The sequence below is a fragment of the Mesorhizobium sp. M7A.F.Ca.AU.001.01.1.1 genome, assembly GCF_004022735.1.
Taxonomy (GTDB): domain Bacteria; phylum Pseudomonadota; class Alphaproteobacteria; order Rhizobiales; family Rhizobiaceae; genus Mesorhizobium; species Mesorhizobium ciceri.
The window spans coordinates 1-5,934 of record NZ_RZPF01000400.1 but is presented as its reverse complement, the minus strand read 5'-3'; the positions used below and the strand labels follow the sequence as shown (position 1 = coordinate 5,934).

Below are 5,934 nucleotides of genomic sequence, written 5' to 3'. Positions count from 1 at the left end.
GGTCTGGATCGGCAACTCGCGGCTCGCCGCCGCCGCCAGCGGACTCGAGCCGACATAGCCGATATCGACCGAACCGGAAGCGACCGCGGCGATGACATCGGCGCCGGAATCGAATTTGCGCCAATCAATGGTGGCCTTCGTCGCCTTTTCATAGGCGCCGTCGGCCTGCGGCACTTTCGAGGGTTCGACCACCGTCTGGTAGCCGATGGTGATCTTGAGGTCGTTGGCAAGGGCCGGGCCGAGGAAGGCCGCACCGGCAAGTGCCGCCGACGAGAGCAGAAGAATGCGTCGCGAAATGGTGGACATGAAGGGCTCCTGAAAAGAGAAAAACCGGAATGCTTCATAATAGTCAGCTAATTCTATGGTTCTTGTAGAGTTAAATCCTTCCAACCAAGGCGGGCTTGTTAGAAAAAAGCTGTCGATGGTGAGGTGGTGAGGCGGATAGGGTGGTTGCGGTGGGGCAGAGTGTCGCCACAGGGCAGGCCTTTCGACGCCGGCGGGCCAGCGCCCCCCTCTGTTCCACCGACCTTTAACCTCCTGAACTGCGGTGATGGCTCCGCCTACGCCCACCGCGAACTAGAATTCCCGCTTCCGGCCTCTTCCAGGCAAATTCATGCCTCAAATAACCGCCGATTTGACAACCCATTCCGCGTGTTCGAGGGTAAGTATAGTAATCTTATCGACATTGAGATTGGAGGCGACGATGAGCAGTCACCATATCGCGATGATCGCGCCCCCAAACTCGTGCGCTTTTGTGTCCCTGTGGGCACAAAGGCTAGTCAAAATGGCCCGCGCGGCTTGAAAACGAAGCAAAATCAGAAGTTCTCGGCTTGTACATCATGTCACTAGAATTTATGTGTCATGCGGGCTTGGACGCGGCGGCAACGCACGCCAGGCGTTTTGCAACCGATGGTTCCATGCCGTCGCATGCCAGAGAAAATTTGATCTCATGCTCACCAAAAAAGGTAAGTACGGCCTCAAGGCGCTTGTCCACCTCGCGCGATTGCCGGCCGGGCAGCTCGCCTTCGTCAACGACGTCGCCACCGGCAACAACATCCCGAAGAAATTTCTCGACGCCATCCTGGGCGAGTTGCGCAATGCCGGCTTCGTCCAGAGCCGCAAGGGCAAGGATGGCGGCTATCGCCTGGCGCGCCCCGCCGACGAGATCAAGGTCGGCCATGTGGTGCGCGTCCTCGACGGTCCGCTGGCGCCGATCCCCTGCGCCAGCCGCACCCAGTACCAGCGCTGTGAAGATTGCAACGAGGCGAGATGCCAAGTCCGACATCTGATGCTCGAGGTCCGGCAGGCGATCGCCGAGGTGCTCGATCAGCGCAGCCTCGCCGAAATGCGCGATATCTCTCTCGACGACCTGTCGGTCGGCATCGGCGATCTGCCGGTCGCGGTGAAGGTCCAGGCCTGACACTGGCGCTGCGCAGAGCGAAGGCATGCCTATGACCGGGCGCGCCAACTCCATCATCATTGTCGGTGGCGGCGCCAGCGGCGTCGTGCTGGCCGCGCATCTCCTGAAGTCGCCCAATCCCGACCTGCGCGTCACGCTGATCGAAAGGCGCCCGCATTTCGGCCAGGGCATCGCCTATTCGACGCTGCTGTCGGCGCATGTACTGAATGTCAGCGCCGCCGGCATGAGCGCCTATGCCGACGATCCCGGCAATTTCTGGCGCTGGCTTCAGGAACGCGGCCTGGCAACGGCTGAGGAGGCGCCCTTCTATGCGCCACGCAGCATCTATGCCCGCTATCTCGGCGAGTTGCTGGTCGATCTGGAAGCGCGGGAAAAGCAGAGCGGTCGGCTTCGGCTGATCCGCGAGGAAAGCCTCTCGATCACGCCCACCGCCTCCGGCGTCGAAGTGGCGCTGGCCAACGGCACCAGCGTCGTTGCGCATCTCGCCGTGCTGGCCACCGGCCACGACGAGGAGCCGGCGCAAGGCCATGCCATCAGGATGGGATCGGAAGCCGACACAGCACTTCCGCCCGGCGCCGGCGTCATGGTGCTGGGCACCGGCCTCAGCATGGTCGATGCTTTCCTGGCGCTGGAGCAACGCGGCCATCGCGGCGACATCATAGCTGTGTCCAGGCGCGGCCTGCTGCCCTCGCCGCATCGCAAGGGCAATCCGATCAAGCTCGACGTCGCCGACATTCCGCTCGGCACGCAGCTCTCCTATTTCGTCGGCTGGTTCCGCGACCTGATCAAGGAAAACCAGAAGGCCGGCATCGACTGGCGTGACGTCGTCGACGGGCTGCGGCCGTTCAACCAGAAGATCTGGCAGAACTGGCCGGCTTCCGCCAAACGCCGCTTCGTCGAGCACACCAAGGCCTGGTGGGACATCCACCGCCATCGCATGGCGCCCGAGGTCTACGCCCGTGTCACCGAGGCCGTGCAATCCGGCCGCATCCGCCTGGTCGCCGGCCGCGTCGTCGACATTGCGCGCAACGGCGAATTCACCGTCCAGGTCCAGTCGCGTCACACGCAGCGTCTCGAGACCTTCGAGGTTGCCCGCATCTACGATTGCTCTGGCATCGTCAGGGACATCTCGACCTCGTCGAACAGCGTCGTGCGCTCGCTGGTCGACCGCGGCCTGGCAAGGCCGGATCCGCTGCGCATCGGCCTCGACGTATCGACCAAATGCGAGATCATCGCCGGCGACGGAACCGTTTCGGCCAAGATCCTCGCCGTCGGCCCGCTGACGCGCGGCACCTTCTTCGAGATCGACGCCATCCCCGATATCCGCGTGCAGTGTGCGAGGCTGAGCAAGCAGCTGCTGGGGTAGGCTGTGTCGATATTCAGGTGATGCCGGCCTGCAAATGCGGCTTCCTGTGGCTTCCGGTGCTCACGTACCCAAAAGTACGCTCTGCTCCGGTTCTCGGAATCTGCCATTTTCGGCTCGGCCTGACCTGAATCTCAACACACCCTCCAAGCCCTTGAGGCACAAACCGGAATTTCATTCCGCATCTGGCCGGTTGATTGGCACGATCTATCTTCTTTCCGACTGCAAAGGGCTGGAAAAGAGGCTACGCTGCCGCCCTGCCCAGAGGCGGTCGCTTGGTCATGGAGCATCGATATGAGCGAGCATGAGATCGCCACACTGGACAGTGCCCCCTCGGAAGCCGAATTGTCCCGCCTGCGTCCGCCCTACAAGTCGGTGCTCGACCTGATCGGCCAGACGCCGGTGGTCGAGCTGACCAAGTTCGACACCGGCAAATGCCGGCTGTTCATCAAGCTCGAAAGCCAGAATCCCGGCGGCTCGATCAAGGACCGCATCGCGCTGTCGATGATCGCCGCGGCTGAAAAGCAGGGCAAGCTCAAGCGCGGCGGCACCATTGTCGAGGCGACGGCCGGCAACACCGGGCTTGGCCTTGCCCAGGTCGGCATCCCCAAGGGCTATCGCATCGTGCTGGTGGTGCCCGACAAGATGTCGCGCGAAAAGATCCAGCACCTGCGCGCGCTCGGCGCCGAAGTGCGCATGACGCGCTCCGATGTCGGCAAGGGCCATGCCGAATATTACCAGGACATGGCCGAGAAGATCGCGGCGGAAACGCCCGGCGCCTTCTATGCCAACCAGTTCGCCAACCCGGCCAATCCGCTGGCGCATGAAACCACCACCGGCCCGGAGATCTTTTCGCAGCTCGACGGTGATGTGGATGCCGTGGTGGTCGGCGTCGGCTCGGGGGGCACGCTGACCGGGCTTGGCCGCTACTTCGCAAAAGTGTCGCCGAAGACCGAAATGGTGCTGGCCGATCCGGTCGGCTCGGTGCTGGCGCCGCTGATCAAGACCGGCAAGATGGAAGAGGCCGGCAGCTGGACCGTGGAAGGCATCGGCGAGGATTTCGTGCCGCCCAATGCCGATCTGTCGCTGGTCAAGAAGGCCTATTCGATCCCCGACAAGCAGAGCATGCTGGCGGTGCGCGACCTCTTGTCCAAGGAAGGTATCCTTGCCGGCTCATCCTCGGGCACGCTGCTGTCGGCGGCGCTGCGCTATTGCCGCGAGCAGACGGTGCCCAAACGCGTCGTCACCTTCGTCTGCGACAGCGGCAACAAGTACCTGTCGAAGGTGTTCGACGATTTCTGGCTGGCCGAGCAGGGGCTGGCCGAGCACGAGCAGCATGGCGATCTGCGCGACCTGGTGATGCGCTCGCACCGCACCGGCGACACCGTCTATGTCGGCCCGGACGAAAGCCTGCTCAATGCCTATGGCCGCATGCGCCGCTCCGATGTCTCGCAGCTGCCGGTGCTCGACAATGGCAAGCTCGTCGGCATCGTTGACGAAAGCGACATACTGGCCAAGGTCGACGGCCCTTATGACGGCCGCTGGGAGCGCTTCAACGGCCCGGTGCGCACGGCCATGACCTCCAACCTGCACACGCTGCAGGCCAGCCAGACGCTGGACGCGCTGCTGCCGGTGTTCGACCGCAACGAGGTCGCCATCATCTTCGACGGCGACGAATTCGTCGGCCTGATTACCCGCATCGATCTGATCAACCATCTGAGGCGCGCACGATGACCAGCAATACTCCGCCAGCCGGGAAAAACCGTCTGGCTTTCTCGACGCGCACCATCCATGGCGGCCAGAGCCACGACCCGCTGACCGGCGCGGTGATGGTGCCGATCTACGCCACCTCGACCTATGGCCAGCAATCGCCCGGCGTGCACAAGGGCTTTGAATATGCCCGCAGCCAGAACCCGACGCGCTTTGCTTTCGAGCGCGCGGTGGCCGACCTCGAAAGCGGCTCGGCCGCGTTCGCCTTCGCGTCAGGGCTGGCGGCGATCGCCACCGTGCTGGAGCTGCTCGATTCCGGTGCGCATATCGTCGCCACCGACGACATCTATGGCGGTTCCTTCCGGCTGATGGAGCGGGTGCGCAAACGCTCGGCCGATCTGCAGGTCTCGTTCGTCGACTTCACCGACCTTGCCGCCGTCGAGGCCGCGATCCGGCCCGAGACGAAAATGCTGTGGGTCGAAACCCCCACCAACCCGCTGCTGCGCATCGTCGACCTCGAAGGCGTCGCCGCACTTGCCAGGCGCAAGGGGATTCTCACGGTCGCCGACAACACCTTCTGCAGCCCCTATATCCAGCGGCCGCTGGAGCTCGGCATCGACATCGTCGTGCATTCGACGACCAAATATCTCAACGGCCATTCCGACATGGTCGGCGGCGTCGCCGTGGTCGGCGACAACAAGGATCTGGCCGCCCAGCTGAAATTCCTGCAGAACGCCATCGGCGCCATTTCGGGCCCGTTCGACAGTTTTCTGGCGCTGCGCGGCCTCAAGACCTTGGCGCTCAGGATGGAGCGCCATTCCGCCAACGGCCTGAAGATCGCGCAATGGCTGGAAGCGCGCCGCGACGTCCGCCGCGTCATCTATCCCGGCCTCGCCAGCCACCCGCAGCACGCCGTCGCCGTCCAGCAGATGCATGCCTTCGGCGGCATGATCACAGCCGTGCTCGACCGCGACCTAGCCGGCACCAAAAAGTTCCTCGAACGCACGCAATTGTTCACGCTCGCCGAAAGCCTCGGCGGTGTGGAGAGCCTGATCGAACACCCGGCGCTGATGACGCATGGCTCCATACCGGCGGAGAAACGGGCCGAGATCGGCATATCGGATTCGCTGGTAAGGTTGTCGGCGGGGATCGAGGATGGCGATGATCTGATTGCGGATCTGGAGCAGGCGCTGGCGGGTTAGAAGCTTAATCAACTTGCAACTTCAGCGTTGCCCCTCATCGCCCTGCCTTGGCTCCTTTCCTTTCCCTCCGGAGGGGAGAGAGGTGGCTCGGCGAAGCCGAGACGGAGTGGGGGAAGGCGTTCGCAGACGCGCAGTCGCCGCAAGACAGGCACAATCTGACGAGCAAGAGACCTCAGGGCGCGCGGCGAGGGTCGACCCCCACTCCGTCGGGCTTCGCTCGACACCTCTCCCCCCATCGA

The 5,934-nt window shown here is 63.4% G+C and carries 5 protein-coding genes; 4 read left to right on the top strand and 1 reads right to left on the bottom strand.

Annotated features, from left to right (window positions below):
- On the bottom strand, positions 1–306 hold a 306-nt coding region (locus tag EN884_RS22330; protein ID WP_281034837.1), incomplete at its 3' end, for a glycine betaine ABC transporter substrate-binding protein.
- Positions 307–949: 643 nt separating this feature from the next.
- Between EN884_RS22330 and EN884_RS22325 the strand changes: the two genes are divergently transcribed.
- The 4 genes from EN884_RS22325 to EN884_RS22310 all read left to right on the top strand — a co-directional run bounded on the left by EN884_RS22325 (position 950) and on the right by EN884_RS22310 (position 5,695).
- Positions 950–1,420, top strand: coding sequence for an Rrf2 family transcriptional regulator (locus EN884_RS22325; protein ID WP_063169612.1), 471 nt, complete (start codon positions 950–952; stop codon positions 1,418–1,420).
- Between the two features lie 31 nt (positions 1,421–1,451).
- The gene (locus EN884_RS22320; protein ID WP_013528704.1) at positions 1,452–2,786 is read left to right on the top strand and encodes an FAD/NAD(P)-binding protein; all 1,335 of its coding nucleotides are present in this window, start codon (positions 1,452–1,454) and stop codon (positions 2,784–2,786) included.
- Positions 2,787–3,077: 291 nt separating this feature from the next.
- The gene (locus tag EN884_RS22315; RefSeq protein ID WP_063169613.1) at positions 3,078–4,517 is read left to right on the top strand and encodes a pyridoxal-phosphate dependent enzyme; all 1,440 of its coding nucleotides are present in this window, start codon (positions 3,078–3,080) and stop codon (positions 4,515–4,517) included.
- Positions 4,514–5,695, top strand: a complete 1,182-nt coding sequence (locus tag EN884_RS22310; RefSeq protein WP_063169614.1) for a PLP-dependent aspartate aminotransferase family protein — start codon at positions 4,514–4,516, stop codon at positions 5,693–5,695. Before EN884_RS22315 ends, EN884_RS22310 begins: the two co-directional genes overlap by 4 nt.
- Positions 5,696–5,934: the final 239 nt, after the last annotated feature.

Coding starts and splice junctions, on each gene's coding strand:
- EN884_RS22310 (WP_063169614.1), top strand. CDS start 4,514: ATGACCAGCAATACTCCGCCAGCCGGGAAAAACCGTCTGGCTTTCTCG.
- EN884_RS22320 (WP_013528704.1), top strand. CDS start 1,452: ATGACCGGGCGCGCCAACTCCATCATCATTGTCGGTGGCGGCGCCAGC.
- EN884_RS22315 (WP_063169613.1), top strand. CDS start 3,078: ATGAGCGAGCATGAGATCGCCACACTGGACAGTGCCCCCTCGGAAGCC.
- EN884_RS22325 (WP_063169612.1), top strand. CDS start 950: ATGCTCACCAAAAAAGGTAAGTACGGCCTCAAGGCGCTTGTCCACCTC.